Source organism: Sorangium sp. So ce836, assembly GCF_028553905.1.
GTDB classification, from domain to species: Bacteria; Myxococcota_A; Polyangia; order Polyangiales; family Polyangiaceae; genus Sorangium; species Sorangium cellulosum_D.
The window spans coordinates 13,772,069-13,793,285 of record NZ_CP102233.1; the positions used below are offsets into that span (position 1 = coordinate 13,772,069).

General features: G+C 75.3%; 10 protein-coding genes. 6 read left to right on the forward strand and 4 right to left on the reverse strand.

Translation table 11 applies throughout. The features are described 5' to 3' along the window. Positions 1-14: 14 nt before the first annotated feature. Positions 15-2,045 (reverse strand): serine/threonine-protein kinase, encoded by a 2,031-nt coding sequence (locus NQZ70_RS50300; RefSeq protein ID WP_129580577.1) that lies wholly within the window; start codon positions 2,043-2,045, stop codon positions 15-17. Positions 2,046-2,410: 365 nt separating this feature from the next. Between NQZ70_RS50300 and NQZ70_RS50305 the strand changes: the two genes are divergently transcribed. The 3 genes from NQZ70_RS50305 to NQZ70_RS50315 all read left to right on the forward strand — a co-directional run bounded on the left by NQZ70_RS50305 (position 2,411) and on the right by NQZ70_RS50315 (position 5,735). Beyond that, a complete protein-coding gene (locus NQZ70_RS50305; RefSeq protein ID WP_129580578.1) occupies positions 2,411-4,189 on the forward strand; it encodes a long-chain fatty acid--CoA ligase in 1,779 nt (592 codons plus the stop codon). A gap of 2 nt (positions 4,190-4,191) precedes the next feature. Beyond that, positions 4,192-4,905: an HAD family hydrolase gene (locus NQZ70_RS50310; protein ID WP_129580579.1), complete on the forward strand. Its 714-nt coding sequence runs from the start codon at positions 4,192-4,194 to the stop codon at positions 4,903-4,905. A 518-nt stretch (positions 4,906-5,423) separates the two neighbouring features. After that, positions 5,424-5,735, forward strand: coding sequence for a hypothetical protein (locus NQZ70_RS50315; RefSeq protein ID WP_129580580.1), 312 nt, complete (start codon positions 5,424-5,426; stop codon positions 5,733-5,735). A 170-nt stretch (positions 5,736-5,905) separates the two neighbouring features. On the opposite strand, the gene NQZ70_RS50320 is transcribed toward NQZ70_RS50315, so the two are convergent. From NQZ70_RS50320 to NQZ70_RS50330, 3 genes are all read right to left on the reverse strand, one after another. Next, on the reverse strand, positions 5,906-6,319 hold the full coding sequence (locus NQZ70_RS50320) for a hypothetical protein (protein ID WP_237244790.1): 414 nt from the start codon (positions 6,317-6,319) through the stop codon (positions 5,906-5,908). Between the two features lie 296 nt (positions 6,320-6,615). Continuing rightward, on the reverse strand, positions 6,616-6,942 hold the full coding sequence (locus NQZ70_RS50325) for a YtxH domain-containing protein (protein WP_237244791.1): 327 nt from the start codon (positions 6,940-6,942) through the stop codon (positions 6,616-6,618). A 194-nt stretch (positions 6,943-7,136) separates the two neighbouring features. Continuing rightward, complete coding sequence (locus tag NQZ70_RS50330) at positions 7,137-8,261, reverse strand: hypothetical protein (protein WP_129580582.1); 1,125 nt, start codon at positions 8,259-8,261, stop codon at positions 7,137-7,139. Between the two features lie 508 nt (positions 8,262-8,769). Between NQZ70_RS50330 and NQZ70_RS50335 the strand changes: the two genes are divergently transcribed. From NQZ70_RS50335 to NQZ70_RS50345, 3 genes are all read left to right on the forward strand, one after another. Further along, on the forward strand, positions 8,770-10,905 hold the full coding sequence (locus tag NQZ70_RS50335) for a zinc-ribbon domain-containing protein (protein WP_165374572.1): 2,136 nt from the start codon (positions 8,770-8,772) through the stop codon (positions 10,903-10,905). Positions 10,906-10,921: 16 nt separating this feature from the next. Then, on the forward strand, positions 10,922-12,757 hold the full coding sequence (locus tag NQZ70_RS50340) for a S49 family peptidase (RefSeq protein ID WP_129580584.1): 1,836 nt from the start codon (positions 10,922-10,924) through the stop codon (positions 12,755-12,757). A 227-nt stretch (positions 12,758-12,984) separates the two neighbouring features. Beyond that, a complete protein-coding gene (locus NQZ70_RS50345) occupies positions 12,985-20,808 on the forward strand; it encodes a hypothetical protein (protein WP_207217684.1) in 7,824 nt (2,607 codons plus the stop codon). Positions 20,809-21,217: the final 409 nt, after the last annotated feature.

Sequence of the window (21,217 nt, forward strand, 5' to 3'; positions counted from 1 at the left end):
CGGCGTCCGCCGCATCAGTACGGGTCGGGCTTCGGCGGCGGGATGGTCGGATCCGCCTCGGCAGGGGGCGCAACCGGCTGCGAGGTCGCGGAGGTTGCGGTGGTGGTCGCTGCGGCGCTCGCCGCGGCCGTGATCGCGGGGGAGGGGGCGGGCCCCTTCGGCGCCTGATGGAGCGTCACCTCGAGCTCGATGTCCCTGTCGAACACAAGCATCCGTCGCTGCGCGACGTGGCCTGGCGCGGAGATCTCGATCCGGTGCGCCGCGCCGTCCTTGAGGAGCTTGCCGTCGAAGGGGTTCGACGGGAGCTCCACCCCGTCGACGAGGATCTTCGCGCTGGCCGGGCTCGCCTTGATCGACGCCCGGAGGAGCGCGGCGTCGGTCCCGGGCCGCGGAGGGCTGCTCTCGGCCGCCGACGAGGAGGGCGCGGGCGCCGGCGGCGCTGGCGCGGGCGGCGCGCTCTCGGCCGGCGGCGCGATCGCGCGGGCGCTCGGCCGACCCGGATTGCGCACCTTCAGGTACACCGTCGCGGCGCCGATCAGCGCGACCACCGCGGCCGCCGCGACGAGCGGCAGCCGCGAGCGCCGCGGCGCCGGTCCGGGCTGCGCGGCCGGGGCCGGCTCGGTCCGCACGACGGCGTGGAGCGTCGCCTGCGGAGGGTTCGAGCGGTGGAGAGGGCGCGCGGGCGCCGAGGGATCAGAGCCCGTGATCGCCCCCTCTTCGGCGGAAGGAGACGAGTCGAGCGGCTCGCGCGTCGGCAGCGACGGCAGCCTCGACGCGCGGCCGCCGAGCTCCGCGCCCCCCGCGTCGGGGCCGTGCTCCTGCAGCTGCTTCAGCTGGCGATCGATGACCGTCCGGATCTCGGCCCGCTCGCTCGCGAACAGCGCGCTCACGAGCTCGCCGACCTGCTCGGCCGTCACCTGCTCTCCAAGGCGCTCCGCGCAGCGATCGAGCTCCGCGCGGAGATCGGCAGCCGTCGAATGGCGCCGGTCGCGCGCCTGGGCGAGCGCCCGGGCGCAGATGCGCGCGAGATCGACGGGCACGTCGGGGCGCGCGGATCGCACGTCCGGGATGTCCCGCATCAGGCGCGAGATGATCTGCGGATCCGTCAGCCCACGCCAGAGCCGGCGGCTGGCGAGCATCTCCCAGAGGATGACGCCGGCCGAGAAGATGTCGGCGCGCCGATCGATCTGCGACGAGTGCGAGAACGCCTGCTCGGGCGCCATGTACGCGACCTTGCCCTTCAGCGTGCCGGCCTGCGTCTCGACCACGCGGTGCGCCGCGAGCGCGATCCCGAAGTCGACGATCTTCACCTGGCCGTCGTACGTGATGAAGATGTTGTGGGGGCTGACGTCGCGATGCACGACGTTGAGCGGCGTCCCGTCGTAGTCGACGAGCTCGTGGGCGTAGTGGAGGCCGGCCAGCACCTCGCTGAGGATCCACAGCCGCACGGCGAGCGGGATCGCGCGCTCCTGCTCGCGCGCGCGGGAGATCACCCGGCTGAGCGGCTGCCCGTCGAGGTACTCCATGGCGATGAAGTACTCGCCGTCCGCGATGCCGACCTCGTTGGTCTGCACCACGTTGCGGTGGTTCAGCCGGGCGGCGAGGCGGGCCTCGTCGAGCAGCATGTCCCGGAACTCGGGCTCGTCGGCGATGTTGGGCCGGAGGCGCTTGATGACCTGCAGCTTGCTGAAGCCTGCCGGCCCCACCGCGACCGCCAGGTGCACGTCCGCCATGCCCCCGCGCCCGAGCGTCGCGATGAACCGGTACTTGCCGAGGCTGCGCGCGTGCCGGTCGGGAGGGGACGGCGGCGCATCCGGCGGCGCATCCCGGCCGACGGCGGTCGGCGCGTCGCGGTCCGGGCGCCGCATGGGGATCGTCGGCGGGGGCTCCGAGGCCACAGGGGCGGGCAGCTGCCGCGAGCGCAAGGTCCGGGCGTCGAGCGCGGCCTGCACATGCTCCGGCGGGCCAGAGGCGGCGAGCTCGTTGCTGCGGGCGGAGTCCACCGCCCAGTCAGCCTCGTCGTTCGTCCCCTTGTGCTCGCTCACCGCAGAATGGTCCTGATCCAACGCCGTCCAGTCAAGCCGACGGCAGCGCGCGCAAGCGCTCGCGCAGCGGCGGGCGGACGCGGATCGGCGCGCCCACGACGGCGCGCCGGCGTCCAGCCCGTAACCGCAGCAATAACCATCGCCGGGCGCCCCGCACCGGAGCGCGCCTCCAGCCTCGAGGACCGCCGAGGCCGGCATCGGAGCGCCGCTGGACACACGAGCGCAGCGGGGCGTCTCCCCTCGGCACCCCGAGGCGGCGCCTGCTATTGTGAGAAGCGTCACGGTCTGCGAGGTTTCTGTACCTGGGAGGAGAGTGTGAGAAGCTCGCCTCGACGTGCGCACCATGTCTCGTGATGAGGTGGCCGATGCCCTGTGACTCGATTCCGCGGCGCCTGCTGGGTCAGGCGAAGGTGCGGCCCGAGGCTCCAGCCCACTACGTGAAGGAGGGTGGGTTCTGGAGGATGACCAGCTTCCGGGAGTACGCGAGCGAGGTGCAGCGCGCCGGCAAGTCGCTCATCGCGCTCGGCGTCGCGCCCGGCGACGCGCTGAGCCTCCTCGGCTTCAACCGGCCCGAGTGGGTGGTGCTCCACGTGGCCGGCATGGCCGTCGGCGGCGCTCCCGCGGGCATCTACACGACGTGCTCGCCCGAGGAGGTGCGCCACGTCGTGCACCACTCGGCCTCGAAGCTTGTGCTGGTCGAGAACAGGGCGCAGCTCGAGAAGATCGTCCGCCAGTGGGATCGGCTGCCGCAGCTCGAGTGGGTGGTGCTGATGCGGGGCGCGGCGGAGGCGGGCGATCCGCGGGTCCTGTCGTGGGACGAGTTCCTCGCCAGGGGCAGCCGCGTCCCGGACGAGCTGTTCGAGCAGCGGCTCGACGCGCTCGAGCCGCGGGGGCTCGCGACGCTGCTCTACACCTCCGGGACGGTGGGGCCGCCGAAGGGGGTCATGCTGAGCCACGAGAACCTCACGAGCGCGGCCGACGTGGCGGCGCGCATCGTCCCGTTCTCGCCCTGGGACATCGGTCTGTCCTACCTGCCGCTGTCGCACATCGCCGAGCAGATGTTCACGATCCACCTCCCGGCCTCGGTCGGCGCGGCCGTGTACTTCGCCGAGTCGATGGAGGCGCTCGCGGACAACCTCCGGGAGGTGCGGCCGACCGCCTTCTTCGGGGTCCCGCGCGTCTGGGAGAAGATGCGGGCCGGGATCGAAGCGAAGCTCGCCGGGGCGAAGCGCCTCCAGAAATTCACGCTCGAGCAGGCGCGGCGCGTCGGCCTCCAGCACAGCGAGCTCCGCGCCCGGGGCGAGCAGCCGGGGCCGCTGCTCGCGCTGCAGCACCGCCTCTACGACAAGCTGGTTTACTCGAAGGTGAAGGCGGCCATCGGGCTCGGCCGGGCGCACGTGTGCAGCACCGGCGCGGCCCCCATCGCGAAGGAGCTCCTCGAGTTCTTCGCGTCGCTCGACCTCCTGATCACCGAGGTCTACGGCCAGTCGGAGGTGAGCGGCGCGACGAGCTACAACCTGGCGGGCAGGACGAAGCTCGGCTCCGTCGGCCCGGCGGTGCCGGGCATGGACGTGCGGATCGCCGACGACGGCGAGATCCTCGTGAAGGGGCCCACCGTGTTCCTCGGCTACTACAAGGACCCGGAGGCGACGGCGCAGGCCCTGGTCGATGGCTGGCTCCACACGGGGGATCTCGGCAGGTTCGACGAGGAGGGGTTCCTCCACATCACCGGGAGGAAGAAGGAGATCCTCATCACGGCCGGCGGGAAGAACGTCTCCCCCAAGAACATCGAGGAAGCGCTGAAGCGCCACGACCTCATCGCCGAGGCGGTGGTCGTCGGCGACGGGCGCAAGTTCCTCACCGCCCTGCTCGTGCTGGCGCCCGACGCCGTGAAGCGCTTCGCGGCCGAGCGCGGGCTGAGTGGCGACCTCTCGCACGCGTCGCCCGAGCTCCGGGAGGCCGTGCAGCGGGCCGTCGACGAGGTGAACGGTGAGCTGGCGCAGGTCGAGACGATCAAGAAGTTCTCGATCCTGCCGCGCGGCTTCACCATCGAGGACGGCGAGCTCACGCCGACGTTGAAGATCAAGCGGCGCAGCGTGAGCCAGAACTTTGCGCGCGAGATCGAGGCGATGTACGCCGAGTAATCATGCGCAACGAGCCCGCGACCGCCGTCTCCTTCGATTTTGGCCAGACCCTGGTGGAGCTCGACACCGGGATGCTCTCCGTCCGCCTCGCCGAGCGGGGCATCGCCGTGTCCCGCGAGCAGCTGGACGGCGGGGTCGACGAGGGGTGGCGCGTCTACAACGACGCGATCCGGCGTGGGCTCGGCGGGCACCCGTGGAAGATCATGATGGGCCGCCTGCTCGAGGCGGGCGGCGTTCCGGCCGGCGCGGTCGGCGCGGCGGTCGACTGGCTCTGGACGGAGCAGCCCCGGAAGAACCTCTGGCGCCGGCCGATCGCCGGGATGATCGACGTCGTGGTCGAGCTCGGGCGGGCCGGCGTGCCGGTCGCGGTGCTGTCGAACTCGGAGGGCCGGCTCGCCGAGCTGGTCGAAGAGCTCGGCTGGTCTGCGCACTTCGTGGCGATCGCGGATTCGGGGCGGCTCGGGTTCGAGAAGCCGGGCAGGGAGATCTTCGCGTGGACGGCCGAGCGCCTCGGCGCGCCGCTCGCCGCGGTGGTGCACGTGGGCGATTCGCTCGCCGCAGATGTCGACGGCGCGCTCGCGGCAGGGATGCGGGCCGTCTGGTTCAAGGGCGATCCGCAGGGCGCCGCGGCGCGGCCCGACGCCGATCGCGTGGCCGTGTGCGACGGCGCGGACGCGCTGCGCCGCGCGCTCCGGGCGTTCGGCGTGCGGTTCTAGGCGGTCCGCCGCCGTCACGGTCGGCGCGGGCTCCGCGCGCGCGGCGCCCGTCACCTGGACGGCGGTGGCCCGCGAGGGCGCGGCCGGCGCGCGAGACCACCACGGGCGGCGCTCCCCTGGCTCTCTCCTTTCGGTGAGCACGAACGTCCCGGGAGGCGTCGCCGCCCCGCGCGCGTCGCGCGCGCTTCGCTCCTGGATCTGCTCGCCCTGCTGCCCCGCGCCGGCGCGGCGGTCTCCGGATCGTGCATCCGATGCACGTCTTCCGGATGGTTCGGGCGTTGCTGGAGGCCGGCTCACGATGGTCGTCAAGGATGCAAGCTTCGAACAAGAGCCCGGGAGCGGAGTGCGGCAAGCGGACGTTCCCGCCGTCGTCCCTCGCGTCCTCAGCGAGGTCCGCCGCGCGGACGAGCGGCTTGTCTCGCTCGTGCAAGAGCGCCCCGTGGCCACGCTGTGCGCGGTGGCCGCGGTGGGCTACCTGATCGGACGGGTCGTTACACGGCTGGGTTGAGGAGGTCACCATGGCGGAAGGCGAGGTCGAGGCGACACAGGAGCGCGACGCGGGGGAGAAGGCGGACGACGCGCTCGGCCGGCTCGATGCAACGGAGGTCACGCGGGCGGTCTCGGCGTTCGCGCGAGAGAACCCGCACGTCGCGCTCGCTGCGGCGGCTGGGCTCGGGTTCCTGCTCGGCGGGGGCCTGACGCCGCGCGTGCTCAGCAGGCTCGGGGCCCTCGCGACCCGCAGCTACGTCAAGGGCACCTTTGCCCAGGCGGTCGGTACCTTCTTCGACGAGCAGGCGCGGTCCCAGGGCCAGCTCGGCTCGTCGCCCTGAGCCCCCGCGCCCGCGCGAGCGCGCCCTGCGCCGCCGGTGTGCGGGACGCGCGTCCGCCGTCGTGCGCGGGCGCGCTGCCCCACCTCCGTCCCCCCAGATGCTGCGCGCTGCCCCCCGGGAGCGCGCCGTCCCACCTCGCACCGTCGCGCTGCGCCGCGGGCGAGCCCCCTTCAGGCCCGGCGGCTGTACGTCTTGCGGATGCGTCGACCGCCGCTCTCGCTCAGCACCTCTTCGACGCTGCGGGACACGTCGGGCAGACATCGGACCGAGAGCACCGCGCCGCCGCCGGCGCTGCCGGCCTCGTCGAGCCGGCGCGCCTCGTACTCGGGCAAGCGCGCGCCCAGCACGGCGCCGAGCAGGGTGCCGGCCGCGCCGGCGGCGCCCGCTCCAGCGAGGCACGCGACGATGGGCCCCGCCAGGAACGCGTCGAGCCTCGGGATGATCAGCGCGCCTCCGGCCGTCATCGCGGCGAGCGCGCCCCCGACGAGCCCGCCGATCACAGCGCCCAAGGCGGCCCCTTCGGACGCCTTGCTGTGGATGGTCAGCTCGAGCTCGTCCAGACGGGTGTGCTGCTTGGGCACCATGCTGATGTCCTCGGCCGCGACGCCCAGGGCGAGGAGGCGGCCAAGCGCGCCCGCGGCTTCCGTGCGGCCTGGGAAGAATGCAGTGAGCGTCCGGTAATACATCATTCGCCGAGGACCCCTGTGACGCGCTTCGCGAGGTGTCTCGCTCAATCCATCTGCTCTCGGAAAAGCATCGCTTGTGCCGCTCCGGCTGCGCAGATGTCGCTCGGCCGCCGGAAAGCGTTCGGGAAATGATGGAAGGCGCCGCGCCGCGCTGGGACGGTGCGGCGCCTTCGCGCCCTGCTCTGGGGGCTCGCTCAGCGGACGCCGAGGTCGTTGGCGAACGAGCGCTCCCCCGTGGGGGGCGCGCTGGTGCTCTCCTGGATCTCTTCCTGGGCCCGCCGCGCGGCGCCCAGGGCGCGATCCTTGACCTTCTCCGCGCGCTCGCGCAGCCGGCCGGTGCTGTCGCGCAGCCGGCGGCGCGCCTCGTCACCCGACGTCGGCGCGACCAGGACGCCGACCCCGACGCCCACCGCGACGCCGAGGCCGAGCCCGACCGAGACGGGGATGATCCAGTCGAGTGAGCTCCTTCTCCTGTAGGGGAACATGTCGGCCATGTAATTGACGAGATCGGTTGCCTTCATTGTGGCTCCGTCGGTTCACACAGCGTGCGGGGCGCGAGCATCGCGCATCCCTCAGCGTGGATTCACGTTGGTTGGAACGGTGACCGGCGGGACGTGAGGCAGCGCGCATGCCAAGGGCATATTGCGCACGGAGGGAGCAGGGCGCGCGGGCGCCCTGCCCGAGAGCGAGGGTGACGCGGGGGAGCGCCGCGGCGTCAGCGGCAGAAGCCGTCGACGCAGATCCCGCCGTCGGCGCAGGACGTCTCGGGGTCGCACTCGCCGCCGAGGTTCTCGCTCGACCCGCACACCTGATGCACGCCGGAGAACGTCGTCACGGTCCTGCACTCGCTCAGCGAGGGCGACTGGTTGTCGCAGGCGTTCGGGTTCGACGGGCCGCACGAGATGTAGCAGCTGTGGTGCAGGCAGAGCGACCCCGGCGCGCAGACGTCCTGCGCCCCATCCTCGCCGCACACGAAGTTGCTCGACTGATTGGGGATGCAGCCGTTCTCGACCCAGACGTCGCCCTCGGGGCAGTCTTCGCCGTCGCTCCTCGGGACGCAGGCGCCGTCGACGCAGACGGCAGAGGGGCCGCCGCAGTCGTCGGTGATGACGCAGGGCTGCGCAGGCTGGGAGCAGATGCCGAGGGTTGTGTCGCAGCGGTAGCTGCTGGGGCAGTCCGCGTCCTCGCTGCAGGCGGGCGTGCATTTGCCCTCGACGCACTTGTCGTTGACCGGACACTGGGTCTGGTCGATGCACTGGTCCTGGGGCGCGGTGCAGATGCCGCTCACGCAGAGGTAGCCGGCGCCGAGGCTGGCGCAGTCGGCGTCGGCGCCGCACGCGGCCGGGGTCGCCGGGACGCAGGTCGCGTCGTCGCCGGCGCCCTCGCAGACATAGCCGTGGATGCACCCGAGGGGCTCGCCGCTCGGGAGGACCTGATCGCAGCTGCCCGGCTGGCAGGTGCCGTCCGGCGCGCAGGTCTCGCCCTCGGCGCAGTCGTCGGGGTTGCCGCAGTACACCGCGTCGCTGCCGCCGCCGCCGCCGCCGCCCTGCCCGGTCGAGCCGGTCGCGACGCACGAGGCGGTGTGATCGTCGTCGACGACGCACTCGAAGCCGTCGCTACACCCCCAGGCGGTGCAGTCGCCGACGTGACATTCGTTGTCCTCGCCGCAGGTCTCGTTGATCCCGCAGTCGGCCGGCTCGTCACAGCCGTTCGAGTTCGGGATGCCGGGCCCGCAGTCCTCTGCATCACAGAAGTGGCTGTCGGCGTCATCGTAGATGGGGCAACCCGCGAGGAGGGGCGCCAGCACGCTCGCGAGACCCAGCAGAGTAAGTCGCTTCATTCACCGTCTCCCGAAGGCATTCGGCCGCCCGGCGTCGAGGGGCGGCGCCCTCGCGCGTGACGGTCGCGACCGGACGAGCGTAGCAAGCGACATGCCCCGAACAAGCCCAGCGAGACGCGGCGCATTTCGGCGGCCCGCGCGCGCGCCGTGAAGCCGCGTTCACGTCGGGATGTGGCCCGCGCGCGCGCGGCGGTTCGCGGCGGATGCGCCGCGCCCGGCGGAGGCTGGCTCGCGGCGTGGGGCCGAGGCGGGTGGCTCGCGCAGCCGGCTCGCGGCGGGTGGCCGCGGCGGCCGGCTCGCGGCGGGTGGCCGCGGCGGGCGGCTCGCGGCGGGCGGCTCGCGGCGGCCGGACAGGATGGCGCGGCGCGGCGCGGACCGCTTGGGGCACGCAGGGGAACCCGTGCTACCGTTCCGCCGAGTTCCGGGCGGCCACCTCCGAATGAGGAATCCCGGCAGGCTCGCGCCTGTGGGCCAGCCGTTCGCGAGGACACGGGGACCGGTCGAGCCGATGGATGTCACCTGCGAGCGTTGCAGCACCGAGTACGAGTTCGACGACGCGCTCGTGTCGGAGCGCGGTACGACGGTCAAGTGCACGAACTGCGGCTACCAGTTCAAGGTGCGCCGCACCGACGGCGCCCTCCCCGAGAAGTGGCTGGTGCGCACCCTCGGCGGCCGGGAGCTCGAGTTCAGGATGCTCCGGGAGCTCCAGGCGGCGATCGCTCAGGGCCACGTCACCCGCGACGACGTGATCTCGCGCGGGAACGCGCGGCCGCGGCGGCTCGGTTCCATCGCGGAGCTGGAGCCGTTCTTCAAGGGCCCGGGGAGCATGGTCATGGCCGGGACCGCGCTGGGCATCGGCGGGCCGTCGCCGATGCCCAGCCGCTCGAGGTCGCTGACGCCCCCGGGGCTCGGCGGCCCGGCGCCGATGCAGACCGACGGCTCGGTCGCGATCCCGCTCCCGCGCGCGGAGCCCAGCGCGGAGGCGGGTCCCGGGTCGATCCACGACGACGAGACGGTGGTGCGCGACGTGCGGGAGGTCCAGTCCGCCAAGGAGCGCCCCTCGCCGCGCCGGGCGACGCTGCCCGCGGCCTTCGAGCCCGAGGCCAGCGCTCCGGCGCGGGCGATGCTCAAGCCGAGCGCGCTGCCCGGGGTCGTGGTGCCGCCGGAAGAGGCGCCGCCGCTGCCGGACGCGCACCCCGCGCGCCGGCAAGAGCCGCGGACGCTCCGCGGCGCCGGGGTCGCCGAGGCGCGCAGCGCCAAGCCGGGGGCCGAAGCCGGCGGTGACGCGCAAGGGCGGGCCGCCGGGGTCGGCCCGCTCCGGATCCCGAACAGCGCGCCGCCGCCGCGCGCCGAGCGCGCGGCCGCTCCTGCCTCGGCCGACGGCCATGGAGACGAGGGCCCCGTGGCGAGGCGCGGGGCGCCGCGCGCGCCGGCCGAGGATCGCGCGGGGCGGAGGGCGGGGGCGATGCCGCTTGTGTCGCCCGCCGACCCCGACGGCGGGCCCTCCTACGCCGACGACGGCGACGGCGACACGCGGATCACCTCGCTGCCGATGAAGAGGACCGGGATCGCGCGGTGGATCGTCGGGCTCGTCGTCGTCGGCCTCGCGGTGGTGAGCGTCGCGACGCTCGGGCCGAGGTACCTCAAGCCGGCCGTCCAGGCCCGTCCGGCGACGAGCGACGATCGCGTCGCGACCCTGCTCGCCGACGGCGAGCGGAGCCTGACCGAGGGAGATCTCGAGACCGCGAGGGACAAGCTCGTCAAGGCGAGCGCGCTCGCCGAGGACGATCCGCGCGTCGCCGCGGCGCTGGCCCGGGTCGAGACGGTGAACGCGGACATGCGGTGGCTGCGGCTGCAGCTGCTCGCCGAGGACGATCCGGATCTGGACACGATGCGGCACGAGCTCAAGAGCGCGATCGACCGCGCCCGCAAGGCGGTCGATCACGCGCGGCGCGTCGCGCCGACGGACGCCGAGGTGAGCCGCGCCGCGATCGATCTGCTCCGCGTGCAGGGGGACCTCGCCGCGGCGCGGCAGCTCGTCGCGTCGATCTCGGCCGAGAGCGCGCAACCCGAGAACTCCCTCACGCTGGCCGCGCTCGATCTCGCGGAGGCTCAGCCGAGCTGGGCCACGGTCGTCAAGCGGCTCCGGGCGGCGGCGAGCGTCGAGCAGATCCCCGGGCGGGCGCGGGCGCTCCTCGTTTATGCGCTCGCGCGGTCCGGCGACCTCGCGGCCGCGCGCGTCGAGAGCGACCGCCTGCTCGCCATGAGCCCGCCGCACCTGCTCGCGCGCCCGCTCCGGGCCTTCATCGACCGCGTCGAGAAGGCGCCGGACGAGCAGGACAAGCCGAGCGGCGGCGCCCAGCCGGCCTCGAGCGCGCGCCCGGAGGGCTCCGCGGCGGGCGCTCCCGGCTCGAGCTCGTCGGCCGCGCTGGGCGCTCCCGGCCCGAGCTCGTCGGCCGCGCCGGGGCGCGGTCGCCAGGCGCCGGGGCCGGACGACGGCCGCGTGCCGGACGACTACGTCGCCCCGGGGGGGACGATCGATACGAGCGATCTCCCCGGCGTGCACCCGCCGCCGGCCGCCGCGCCGAGCACGACGGCGCCTGTGATCGACACCTCCGATCTGCCCGGGATCAAGCATGAATAAGCGCCGAGCTCGACGGATGCGGTGGCTCGGTGCGGGCGCCCTCGCGGCGGCGGCATCGATGGCGGGGTGCACCGGGAGGGAGCGGGCCGCGCCGCTGCCGGCCCCGCCCGCAGGGCGCCTCGACGAGCCGGCGGTCGTCGAGATCGATCTCTCGCGCGGGCTCCCCGAGAGCGCGTCGGCGTCGCTCTTCGGCCCGCCGAGCGGCAGGACCCATGCGCAGCTCGTGCGGTCGCTGCGGGCGCTCTCCGAGGCCGAGAGCGCGAAGGGCTTCCTCGTGCGGCTCGGGAGCGCGCGCCTCGCGTTCGCGCGCGCCCACGAGATCGGCCGGATCCTCGGCGACGTCCGCAAGGCGGGGCGACCGGTCGTGTGTCACGCGGACGAGTACAACAACGCGACGATGCTGCTGGCGGCCGCCGCCTGCAGCAAGCTCTGGCTGAGCCCGGCCGGGCAGGTCGACACGGTGGGGATCGCGGCGCAGCTCATGTTCGCGAAGGGGCTGCTCGACAGGCTCAACGTGGACGTCGACTTCCTCCAGGTGGGGAAGTTCAAGGGCGCGAGCGAGCCGTTCACGCGCGAAGGGGCGAGCCCCGAGGCGCGTGAGTCGCTCCAGTCGGCGCTCAGCGGGCTCCGCGAGGCGTGGCTCTCGGGCATCGTGGAGGGGCGCGGCAAGCCGGAGCTCCGGGAGGCCGTCGAGGACGGCCCGTTCGCCCCGGAGGAGGCGAAGGCGAGGGGGCTCGTGGACGAGCTCGGCGACGTCGAGGCCGCGATCGAGGACGCGAAGAAGCTCGCCGGCACCGAGCTCTCCGTGCCGCGGTTCGGCGGCGCCCCGCGCGACGCGAGCCTCTCGCGGAGCCTCGTGGACGTGTTCCGCTCGATCTCGGGGGCGAGCACGCTGGGCACGCCGCACGTCGCGGTGGTGCCGGCGATCGGCGGCATCACCATGACCGCCAGCGGGATGCCGCTCGGCTCGTCGGACGGGATCGGCGAGCGCGAGCTCGGGCGGATCATCACGCGCCTGACCAAGGACACGAGCGCGAAGGCGGTCGTGCTCCGGATCGATTCGCCCGGCGGGTCCGCGCTGGCGTCGGATCTGCTCTGGCAGAAGCTGATGCGGCTGCGGGAGGAGAAGCCGCTGGTCGTCTCGATCGGCGGCATGGCGGCGAGCGGCGGCTACTACCTCGCCTGCGCCGGCACCAAGATCCTCGCCGAGCCGACGAGCATCATCGGCTCGATCGGCGTCGTGGGCGGCAAGTTCGCCGTGGGGAAGGCGCTCGCGGACATCGGGATCAACGCGGAGACCGTCGCGGCCAACCCGGATCCGACGCGGGCGGCGCGCGCCGCGTACATGTCGGCGCTCACGCCCTGGGACGAGCCCACCCGCGCCCGCGTGCTCGCCAGCATGGAGGCGGTCTACGATCTGTTCCTGAAGCGCATCACGGCGGGCCGGAACCTCCCGCTGGAGACGATCGCGCCGTCCGCGGAGGGGCGGATCTTCGGCGGGGTCGAGGCCCACGAGCGGTCGCTCGTCGATGAGCTCGGCGGGCTGGAGCGGGCGATCGCGCTCGCGCGCGAGCTGGCGAAGCTGCCCGAGGACGCGCCGGTCGAGATCGAGCAGGACGATGGAGGCCTGATCGAGCTCCTGGCCGCCCGCGACGAGACCGGCGAGAGCGCCGCGCGCGCCCCCGACCGCGCCGCGCTGAGGGAGCGCGCGCGGGAGGCGATGGCGGGCGCCCTGCTGCCCGAGTGGCTCGGCGTCGCGCCGGAGATCGGGACCTTCGCCGCCTCCATGGCGCCGCTCCTGGCCGGAGAGCGGGCGCTCACGGTGTTACCGTTCGCGGTGACGCTGAGGTAAGGCGCGAGATCGCACCGGAAGATTGGCCTTGTACCGCGGTCGTTCTGTTAGGCTGATCGGGTTCAGCATACCCGAAGCGGGTCGCCGAAATGAGCTCTTCACCTCCGGAACGGGCAGCATCAGCGTCGGGCGCGCGGAGGTCGCTGCATTCGCCGGAGCTGATGGAGCCAGCGGGGCCCGCCTCCGCGGGGCAGCTGCTCATCGGAGGGAGCCGAGCCGTCGCGCCGGTGTCGCGCCACCGCGGCCCGCGCGCTGAGGAGGCCTACTGGCGCGCGCGCGTGGACGAGCGCCGCGCCGCCGGCGACGCGCAAGGAGAGCGCGAGGCGGCCCTCGCCCTCGCGAGGATCCTCGCCGCGCGCGGCGTCGAGCTCGACCGGGCGGCGGCGCTGGCCCGGAGGGCGCTCTCGCTGGGCGACGACGCCGCGATGAGGAGCGAGCTGGCCGGCTGGCTGGCCGGGCTGGGCGAGCCGGCCCTGGCCGCGGCGGCGCTGCGCGGCCTCCGCGACGACGCGCAGCCGCCCGGCGCGACGGCGCGGATGCTGGTCAAGATCGCCGTGCTCCTGGCGCGCGCCAGCGACGTCGCGGGCGCGGTCGACGCGCTCGAAGAGGCGAGCGAGCTGGCCCCGGACGATGCGATGGCGAGCGAGCTGCTCGGCACGATCGCCGCGTGGGCGTCGGAGGAGGTGTTCCCCACCGCCGCGGCGAAGGCGTACCTGGAGGCGGCCAAGCGGCGCGAGGCCGCGCGCGAGCGGGAGGCGGCGTTCGAGGACCGCCTGCGCGCCTTCGAGATCGCCCCCCACGACGACACGGCGGCCAAGGCCATGGCCGCCGCGCTGTTCGTGCGCAGCCGGCACGGCGCCGCCGACGAGGTGCTCCGGGCGCACGCCGAAGCGCTCGCGGCGCGGGCGTCCGGCGGCGAGGGCGAGGCCGCGCTGCAGCGCGCGACGGAGGTCCACGGCCACCGGCTCAAGGGCGCGACGAGCGAGGGCGACTGGGCGCGCGCGGTCGGCTGCGTGCTCGACGCCGGCCTCGACGGGGAGGTCGACGGCGACGCCGCCCGCGCGATCGACGAGGTGCTCGAGCAGGCAGGGCTCTACGAGCTCGTGGCCGCGCGGCTCGAGATCAGGGCCGAGCAGCGGGCTGGGGCGCCGAGGGCCGAGGCGTACGCGGCGCTCGCGCGGCTCTACGCCGGCCCGCTCGCGAGCCCCGATCGCGCCGTCGAGGCCTGGATCGAGGCCGCGGCGAGCGACTCCAGCGACGCGGCGGCGCGCTCCGCGCTCCGCGAGCACGCGGCGACCCTGCACGACATGGCGCCCCTCGTCGAGGCGCTCATCCGCATCGGCGAGGGCTCGGACGCGCGGGCGAGGGACGACGCGGCGGCGCGCATCGACGCGCTCTCGGAGCTCGCGCGCCTCGCGGAGGAGAAGATCGGCGACCCCGGCCTCGCGCGGTGGGCGTTCGAGGCGCTGAAGCGCGTCGGCGGCGACCCCGAGCGCGCCGCGGCGGGGCTCCAGCGGATCGCGGAGCGGCTCAAGGCGCAGGACGAGGCGCTCGCCGCAGCGCAGCGCGCGCTCCGCGGCGCGGACACGGCCGAGGGGCGGATCGACGCGCTCCGCCGGCTCGTCGTGATCTACCGCGGCCGCCCGGACGAGCGCGCCGCCTACGAGGAGGCGCTCGTGGGGCTCGCGCGGGCGCTGCCGACCGACCGCGGCTGCCTCCTGGCGCTCGACCGGCTGAGCCGGCGGACCGGGGGCGGCGCCGCGCTCGACGCCCTGCTGCGCGCGCGGCTGGCCGAGGCGGCGCGGCCGCCGTCCTCGGAGGGCGACGGCGCGCGCTCGGTGAGGTCCGAGGCGATCCGCGCGTCCGCGCTGACGCGGGTCGACCTGGTGCGCGCCCGGCTCCTCCTGTCGGCGATCGCCCGGCGGCAGGGCCAGGACGCCCGCGCGCTCGACGAGGTGTCGCCGCTGCTCGGCGAGGCGCCGGGGCACCGCGGCGCCGCCAGCGCTGCGCTCGTGCTGGCCACGCGGGCCGGGCGCCTGCGGGAGCGCGCCGACGCGATCGTGCAGCTCGCCGCGCCGGTCTGGCCTGCGCTGCGCGCGGTGCTGCTCGCGGTCGCCGCGGCGCTCTACGAGCGGGAGCGCGCCGCGGCGCTCGCGCGCGAGGTCGCGGTGCTCGCCTGCGAGGCCGATCCGTCGAGCACGCGCGCCGTGGCCACGCTCGCGTCGATCCTCACGGCGGAGCTCTCCGCCGCCGCCGAGGCGGGCGAGGCGCCGCCGTTCGAGGTCGACCGCGCGGTCGCCGCCGCGATCGAGCGCTCCATCACCACGGTGTTCCCGCGCGGCGCGCTCTGCGACGGCCTCGCGAGGGCGCTGGAGGCGCTCGGAGAGCTGCCGCTCGCGCTCGCGTGGACCCAGCGGTGGCTCGCGCTCCGGCCCGGGTCCCCCCAGGCGACCACGGAGCTCATCCGCCGCGCAGCGGTCGCCGGCGACGCGGCCCGGCTCTCGGACGCGCTCGCGTGGATCCTGGCGCAGCCGAAGCCGCTCGGCGAGATGGCGGCCCCGCTGGCGAGCGCGCTGCACGCGCTCTACGACCTCGACCCCGAGCGCGGCACGGCGCTCGCGCGCCGATCGCTCGACGTCTTCGGCCCGCAGAACCCGCTCCTGCGCGAGCGGCTCTTGGAGCTCGCGCGCCGCGCCAGCGATCCGCACCTCGCCGTGACCGTGCTCGAGCGGTGGCTGGCCGTGGAGATGACGGCGTCGCACGCCGCGGAGCTCATGTTCATGCTCGCCGACTGTCGCCTCGACGGCGGCGACCCCGACGGGGCGGCGCAGGAGCTCGCGCGCGCCGCCGCGGCGGCGGAGGCCGACCCCCAGGAGGTCCTCGCGCGGGTCCAGCGCATCGAAACATCGCCGCTCGGCAAGGGGCTGAGCTCCGACGGCGCCATCGCGCTGGCCGACGCGAAGGCCCGGGCGTTCACCGCGCAGGGCGGCGACGCCGCGGAGGAGGCGGCGGCCGCGTGGCGCGAGCTCGGGAGCCTGCTCTGGGACCTGGCGGAGGATCATCGCGGCGCCGAGTCCGCCTTGTTCCGGGCGAGCGAGATCGCGCCGAGCGGCGGGACCGAGCGCTACGCGCGCGACATGTGCGAGTTCGCGGGCGTCGAGGCCGCGCTCGACGCGATCGTCGCCCGGGCCGCCCAGGCGCGGGGCGACGGGGGAGCGCAGCCCGCCGCGGAGGAGAGCAGGTGGTCGGGCGACGTCGGACCCGAGCGGCGCCGGCGCGCCAACCTGCTGATCGAGGCCGCCAACCTCGCGCACGAGCACGGCTTGCCCGAGCGGGCGCTCGCCGCGGCGGCGAGCGCGATCGAGCTGGATCCGCTCCGCGCCGACGCCGTCGCGCTCGTCGAGAAGTCGGCGGACGCCGACGGCGGCGTCGACGTCCTCGACAAAACCTACCGGCTGCTCGCCGACGCGGCCCTGGGCTGCTACGGCCGTCGCGCCGCCCATTACCGCGCCGCGCGGCAGCTCGAGCGGCGCGGCGCCTTCGAGCTCGCGCTCTCGCACGCCGTGGCCAGCTTCGAGGCGGTGCCCACCGAGGGCACGTCGTACGTGCTGCTCGCGCGGCTCGCCGAGCACGCCGGCGAGCCCTCGGAGGCCGTGCGCGCGCTCGAGCGGGTGGCGGCGACCGCCGATCCGGCGTCGCGCAACGCGTGGCTGAAGCGCGCCGCGGCCCTCACCGGCCGCACGGAGGAGGGCCTCCGGCTGCGCCTCGACATCCTGCTCCGCGCGATGATCGTGCGCCCGGATCCGGCGATCGTCGAGGACGTGGGCGCGGCGATCCGCGACCTCGTCGCGTCCACCGGGCAGCCGGAGGTCGAGGCCATCCGCTTCGACCGCGCGGTCAAGGCCAGCATCGCGAAGCTCGAGGGGCCCGACGGCGCTCGCGCGGGGCTCGCGATGGCGCGCATCGCCGTCGAGGTCCTCGACTCCCCCGCGCTCGCGCTCGCCGCGATCGAGCGCGCGATGCTCGCCGACGGCGACGTCGACGAGTTCCAGACGCTGCTCGACATCGTCGGCCAGCTCGCCCGGCAGACCGAGCCGGCGTCGCACCTCATCGCGGCGGTGTACGCCGCCGCGATGCGGCCGCACTCGAGCGTCGGCCCCGGCCTGCTCCGGTGGGCGAGCAAGCTCGCCGGCGCGCTGAACGTGCCGCCGGTCGCGGCGGCGCTGCTCGTGGAGGCGGCCCGCCGCGCGCCCGAGGACGACGTGCTCGCCTACGAGGCGGAGGCGGCGGTCGAGGCCAGCGGCGACGAGGCGCTGAAGCGCGCTCTGGACGACGCCCTGCCGGTCGCGCGGCGCCTCGAGGCGCTGCTGCACCTCGCCGACAAGCACGAGCGCGAGGGCCAGCGCGCCGAGGCCATCGTCGCCCTCGAGCGGGCGCTCGCCGGCGGCCAGCTCCAGGGCGAGGCGCGCGCCGGGATCGTCGCCCAGCTCCGGCGGCTGTACGCGGCCGAGGAGCGCGGCGGCGATCTCGAGGCGCTCCTCCAGACCGAGCTCTCGCGCGTGGACGTGACGGGCGCCGCCCGCCTCGAGATGACGCGCGAGCTCGCCGGCATCCTCGCCGCGGGCGGCGATCTCCACGGCGCGCTGGAGCTCCTCCTCGAGGCCGCGCAGAAGACCCCGTTCGACAAGGCGCACCTCGACGAGCTCATCCGGCTCGCCCGGCGCGGCGACGATCGCCGGCAGCTCTTCGACGTGCTCACGCGCCTCCAGGGCGCCGCCTCCAGCGACGAGGAGCGGCTGCTCGTGCTGCGCGAGCTCGCGCCGCTCGCCCAGGAGCTCGGCGATCGCGGCACCGCGGTGGCGCTCTACGAGGCGATCGCCCGGCTGGACCTCACCGACCTGCACGCCCTCGAGGTCGTCGAGCAGGACGCGAGCGATCGCGGCGATCACGCCGCCGTCGCCGCCCTCCTCGCGCGCCGCATCGAGGCGGCCCCGCTGCCGGACACGCGGCGGGCGCTGCGGCTCCGGCGCGCTGCCCTGCTCGAGCAGCGCCTCGGCCTCCTCGACGAGGCGTGCGCCGAGCTCGAGGCCCTGCTCGCGGCGTCGCCGGACGACGTGAGCGCGCTCCGGTTCCTCGCGGACATCTACGAGCGGCTCGGGACGCCGCTCCGCGCCGCCCCGCTCTGGTGCAGGCTGGGCGATCTCGCGACGACCACCGACGAGCGGGCCGAGTACAACCTCCGCGCGTGCAGCAGCTACCTCGGCGGCGGGGACGTCGAGTCCGCGAAGGACACCCTGGAGAGCGTCGCGCGCATCGCGCCGCGCGAGGCCGTGATCGAGCTCCGCGTCGAGATCGCCCGCCGGGAGGGCGACGGCCACGCGCTCGCCGCGGCGCTCGATCAGCTCGCCAGCGCGTCGCGCGACGCCCCCGAGCGGCGCGCGCAGCTGCTCGTCGAGGCGGCCCGCGCCACCTCGATGCTCGGCGACGACGCCACGGCCCTCGAGCGCGCTCGCCGGGCCGTGAAGCTCGCCCCGGACTCGCCCGACGCCGTCCTCGAGGCGCGCCGCATCGAGTATCGCCTGCGCGGGACCGGGACGCCGCGCGACGCGCAGGCCGCGGTCGAGGAGCTCGGCCGCATCGCGCCGCGCCTGCGCCCGGCGCACGTCGATCTGCACGCGTTTCTCCTGGCCGAGACGCTCGACGTCATCCAGGGCCACGGCGCGGGCATGCGCGAGCTGACCCGGCGCCACGCCGAGGTCGGCCCGAGCACGCTGGTCGCGCTAGGCATGGCGGAGCGCCTCGCGCTGAAGCGGAACTTCTCCGCCGCCCTCCCGCTGTTCGAGCGCGCGCTCGGCGGCGATCTCCAGGGCATGCGCGCGCGCGGCCGCGTCGCGCTCGCCGCCGCCGAGACCGCGCAGAACGCCGGCGAGCTCGAGACGGCGGCGCGCCTGCTCGAGGAGGCCGCGGCGGAGCCGGAGACGCGCGCGCTGGCGCTGCGGCGCCAGCTGGAGCTCACGGCTTCCCGGGGCGAGCCCGAGGCCGCCCGCAAGGCCCTCGAAGAGCTCGTCGCGCAGAGCTCGGGGATCGACCGGGCGCGCGCGCTGATGCAGCTCGCGCGCCTGCACGCGTCGAGCGATCCGGACCGCGCAGCGCAGATCCTCTCGCAGGCCACGGTGCTGGCGGGCTCGGATCGCTCGCTCGGGTTGAAGATCGCCGAGCTGAACGCCGAGCTGGCCAGCGAGCGGGCGACCTTGCCGCCCGAGGAGGTCCCTCACGCCGCGGCGGCCCGGGCCGCCGCCCTGGAGCCTGCCCCGGCGGCGCCCGAGGCGCAGCCCGGCGGCCCATCCCCGTCGGCCGGCGGCGCCGCGCCCGCGAGCAGCCGCGCGCCGTCGAGCGCCAGCGCGCCCGCGAGCAGCCGCGCGCCGTCGAGCGCCAGCGCGCCCGCGAGCAGCCGCGCGCCGTTGAGCGGCGCCGCGCCGGCGAGCAGCCGCGCGCCGGCAAGCAGCCGTGCGCCGGCGAGCAGCCGCGCGCCGTCGAGCGGCGTCGCGCCGGCTTCCGGCAATCCGAACATCGATCTGGTCGAGCTCAACGACCCGCTCGACGAGTCGCTGATCGCCGCCGACGCATCGCAGCCCAGCGCTCCCGCGCTGTCGGACGACGACCTGCTCGAGGGGCCGGCGGTCGCGCCGCCCGCGGGGGCGCCGCCCTCCGGGGCCGCGGAGGGCAACGTCGCGCGCAGCGGCGCCGCCCCGGGCCGCGCCGGCGCCGGCGCGCAGCACGCCTCGCCGCCGGTCTCCGCCCCCGCGTCGCTCCAGCCGCCCTCCTCCGCGACGCGGCTCCTCACGACGTGGCCGCCGTCTGCGGCCGAGAGCTTCGAGGAGGCCTCGCTCTTCCGCGAGCTCGCCGCCGGCTCGTACGAGGCGGGCGAGCGGCTCATGAAGAGCTTCGCCCCGCGCGACGATCGCTCCCGCGAGGCGCTGGCGGTCCGCCGGATGCAGGCCCACCTGCGGCTCGGCGATCGGGGCGCCCTCGAGCGCCTCCAGGCGGCCGCGATCGCCGACAAGAACATGACCTACGCCCGCGCCATCGAGCACGTGCTGCGCGCCTTCGAGGGCGACGAGCCGTCCGACCGGCGCGGCGAGGGCGCCGTCCTGCCCCCGCTCCTCGCCGCGCAGCGCGACGCGCCGGAGCTCGTGAGCGCCCTGCTCTTCCGCGACCTGGAGTCGCCGGTCAACGAGGCGCTCGCGCTCGTCTGGGAGACCGGCCTCTACCGCCGCGACGCGACCCAGTCCGGGCTCGTCGCCTCCGAGCGGGTCCAGCCGACGTCGCCGACCGTGCTCGGGGAGCTCTACGGCGCCGTGGCCGGTCACCTGGGTCTCCTGCGCACCGCGCTCTTCCACCAGCGCGCCCCGTCGCCTGCGCCGCCGTCGCCCGAGGGCCAGGTCATCCGGGTCAACCCGCCGGCCGTGCTCCTGCGCGGCGAGATCCGCGAGGACAGCCCCGAGCTGCGCTACCTGCTCGGCGCTCACCTGGCCGGCGCCATGCCCGACTACGTCCTCGTGAACACCAGCGCCGAGGACGAGCTCCGCACGCTCCTCTCCGCGGTCGTCGCCGCCTTCGGCCCGCTGGAGGCGACCGCGCACAGCACGCGCGGCAACCCGGCCGTGGTGCGGCTGGAGCAGAACCTCTGGCAGCTCATCCCCCCGCGCGCCGAGCGCCGCCTCCGCGAGATCTGCGACAGCGCCAGCAAGATGACCTACGAGGCGGCCGTCAAGACGACCCGCACCGCGATGCGCCGCGCCGGCCTCTTCGCCGCGGGCAACCTCGCCACCGCGGTGCGCGCGACGATCAAGGAGCGCGGCCTCGAGCTCTCGGTCCCGCTCTCCAAGCCCGAAGGGCTCGCCGCCGCGTGCGCGGCGCACCCGGAGATCGCCGATCTCGTACGCCTCGCGACGCGGATGGAGTACGCCGAAGCGCGATGGCAGCCCGGTACGGTGCCTTCACTCCGGCGGGTCGACACGGGCAGCTCGCGCTTCCGCGCCGGCACGTAGGCGTCGATGCAGCCGCCGCGCTGCCGCCTTCGACGACATGTCCTCTGCGCCCGACCGCGCGCCCCGCGCCGGCCTGGCCCCTGTTGCACCCCGTCCACCCGAGGTCTCCCGTGTGCACGCCCACGCTTCACCCCGCTGCGACGTTTGCGGCCTGGTCACCTCGGTGCGTCCGTCTCAACGCGACAGCGCTGTCACGGCCTCGCCGCCCGTTGCGCGCCGCCCCGCTGGCAGGAGGCACGCCTCGCGCTGCCCAGCGGACAGCGCGCACGCCTCGCGCTGCCCGGAACGCCGGCGGCGCGTTGGCACGAACATCGCCTTCTCTTTCCAACGTGATTTTTCCCTGCGCCTGCTCGGGTGCGGATCCGTTCGGGCCGCGCGCGTTCCTCTCCTCGGCTCGGCGGCTTCCGGT

Excerpts from the sequence above, each read along its gene's own strand:
- NQZ70_RS50305 (WP_129580578.1), top strand. The coding sequence starts at position 2,411 with ATGCCCTGTGACTCGATTCCGCGGCGCCTGCTGGGTCAGGCGAAGGTG.
- NQZ70_RS50310 (WP_129580579.1), top strand. The coding sequence starts at position 4,192 with ATGCGCAACGAGCCCGCGACCGCCGTCTCCTTCGATTTTGGCCAGACC.
- NQZ70_RS50315 (WP_129580580.1), top strand. The coding sequence starts at position 5,424 with ATGGCGGAAGGCGAGGTCGAGGCGACACAGGAGCGCGACGCGGGGGAG.
- NQZ70_RS50320 (WP_237244790.1), bottom strand. The coding sequence starts at position 6,319 with ATGGTGCCCAAGCAGCACACCCGTCTGGACGAGCTCGAGCTGACCATC.
- NQZ70_RS50325 (WP_237244791.1), bottom strand. The coding sequence starts at position 6,942 with ATGAAGGCAACCGATCTCGTCAATTACATGGCCGACATGTTCCCCTAC.
- NQZ70_RS50330 (WP_129580582.1), bottom strand. The coding sequence starts at position 8,261 with ATGAAGCGACTTACTCTGCTGGGTCTCGCGAGCGTGCTGGCGCCCCTC.
- NQZ70_RS50335 (WP_165374572.1), top strand. The coding sequence starts at position 8,770 with ATGGATGTCACCTGCGAGCGTTGCAGCACCGAGTACGAGTTCGACGAC.
- NQZ70_RS50340 (WP_129580584.1), top strand. The coding sequence starts at position 10,922 with ATGCGGTGGCTCGGTGCGGGCGCCCTCGCGGCGGCGGCATCGATGGCG.